The 2,086-nt window shown below is 43.5% G+C and carries 2 protein-coding genes; both read right to left on the bottom strand.

Annotated features, from left to right (window positions below; all coding sequences use genetic code 11):
* Window positions 1–190 precede the first annotated feature (190 nt).
* A complete protein-coding gene (locus H6550_16695) occupies window positions 191–595 on the bottom strand; it encodes a DUF305 domain-containing protein (protein MCB9047776.1) in 405 nt (134 codons plus the stop codon).
* A gap of 45 nt (window positions 596–640) precedes the next feature.
* Window positions 641–1,792, bottom strand: coding sequence for a beta-propeller fold lactonase family protein (locus H6550_16690; GenBank protein MCB9047775.1), 1,152 nt, complete (start codon window positions 1,790–1,792; stop codon window positions 641–643).
* Window positions 1,793–2,086 lie beyond the last annotated feature (294 nt).

Raw genomic sequence — 2,086 nt, 5'->3', positions numbered from 1 at the left:
GTAATGGTAATGCTGATAGGTCGGTTTTCTGAGATGTTCAGGAGTAGATGCGTATGCGTAGCCGTACCAGCCGCCAGCCAGTAGTACAACTGCCGCTATAGCCCCTAATACATAGTTAGCGACTTTTTTGTTAAATCGTAATGCACGTTTACTGCTCTTAGCTTGCTCGTGTGGCTCTTTGTCGTTCATTTTAGTGCCCACCGTGCATCATATCGTTCATTTCGCCAGTAGAATAGCCCCAGTCTCGCTGCCATTGCTTCATATCCGCAATTTCCTTATCTTGAGCCGTAATAATGGCTTGACTTAGTTGTTTTATCTCATCGTGTTTTGCACGTGAGGCTGATAACTCAGCCATATCAACAGCTCCCTCGTGATGAGTGATCATCATCTCAATGAACGCTTTGTCATAGTCATCGCCCGATAAACCCTCTAGCTGTTTGTTCATATCCATCATAGACATTGAGTTATGATCAGTAGCCGTTGACTGTTGTTCAGTGGTAACAGATGTATTGGTATTCTTAGCGTCATTTTGATTACCCAACGTGTAGCCGCCAAATCCTGCCGCTACGATGATTGCAATCAGTGCTATTGTCATTATGCTCTTATTTTTCATAGTTATCTCCAATCCTTAATTATCCGATTATTGTTTAGTCCAGTAACTTATTCCGTTCGGTTTTTTGCCAACTTTAATGCGAGCAACTTCTTTTCCTACGCTATTATCAACTACTGAAACATCGTCACTCTCCATATTTGTAACGTATGTGTACCTATCGTCTGGCGATACAACCACACCGTGCGGAGCTGTGCCAACTGGTATAGTCTGAACAGTCTTTGCTTGCTGTACGTCAACTTTATACAAGCTGTTTCCTGCCGGTTGCCCAAAATCATTACCCTGGTCTGCGACATACGCATAGCGAGCATCAGACGACGGGTAAAGCTGCAACGGTCCTTTTGCATCGCTCGGTAATAACGCATACCTGACGCTGTCGTTGGCAGTATCAACGATAGCCATACTCTTGTCAGTAAAAACAGATGCTAAAGCGTATTTACCATCTGCGGTAATACCAGTTTGAACAGGCGTGCCATTCAATGGAATGTACTTAAATGTTAGCGTTGACAGGTTTAGCTTACCAATACTTTTATCTCCCATCAGTGCAACGTAAGCGGTTTTACCGTCCGGCGATATGCGTAGCCCGTGCGGTTCTGCATTGGTTTTGGTTTTTGCTTTTGCTGTTCCAACAACTTTAAAGGTTTCAGTATCAATTTTGTAAACCTCAGCTTTATTCTGTGATGTAGCAAGAGCAAATTTACTGTCAGGCGTTAGAACCACGTGTGCCAAGTGCAGGTCGGTTCCTATATCAATCCGCCTTGTTATCTTGTCTGTTAAAGGATCAATGACAACAACTTGATCGGAACTGGTGGCTACTTCATCGTGTCCTTCATCGGCATACGCCGTCGGGAACAGCTTGTTCAATATACGTGTCTTCAAGCTCGCTGTATGGTTTGCCATAGCATTCGCAGTAACCCATACAGATTTGCCATCAGGAGCAACTTGGACGTTATGTGCCATATACATTGTGTCATCGGCATCTTCTTTATTGGCTAAGTCTATTTTTGCAATGACAGATCGTGATTTGGGACTGATTACGTCAATTCTCCCGGCGTCTTCGGCTGCGACATATACTTTGTCATTAGCGTTTTTTGCTCCCATAACAGGAAAAAGTAGAAATGCAGCGACTACTACGAGCAGGACAGATGTTCCGCCAATTAGCCATAGATATTTTCTTTTCATTTGTTCTCCAGAGGTGTCTTAGATTGTATTTGCGTATTAACAAACATAATCTCAGGCTCTGAATACCCCATAGAGAATATATATTGGTATCTTTGGCGGCGGTTTTATCGCATCAGCATAAAGTTCCTGCTTTAGAGTTTTACTATCGGATAGCCAGTTCGTATCTTGTACGTAAAAGGGCAACACCGGCTCATCATCGTCTTCGTTTTCGTCATTCCTAATAGCATTTTCTTCTCGGCTAACAACCGCCGTGCGGCATAGCGTTGAACAGGAGCTTGTATCGCTGGAATTGTG

This window comes from Chitinophagales bacterium, assembly GCA_020636495.1.
In the GTDB taxonomy this organism is placed as follows: Bacteria; Bacteroidota; Bacteroidia; order Chitinophagales; family Chitinophagaceae; genus UBA5543.
The sequence above is the reverse complement of the archived record's forward strand: the minus strand, read 5'-3'. Positions and strand labels throughout refer to the sequence as shown.

What these genes read in the sequence shown, in the direction of transcription:
- H6550_16695 (MCB9047776.1), bottom strand. Translation starts at nt 595, where the DNA reads ATGACAATAGCACTGATTGCAATCATCGTAGCGGCAGGATTTGGCGGC.
- H6550_16690 (MCB9047775.1), bottom strand. Translation starts at nt 1,792, where the DNA reads ATGAAAAGAAAATATCTATGGCTAATTGGCGGAACATCTGTCCTGCTC.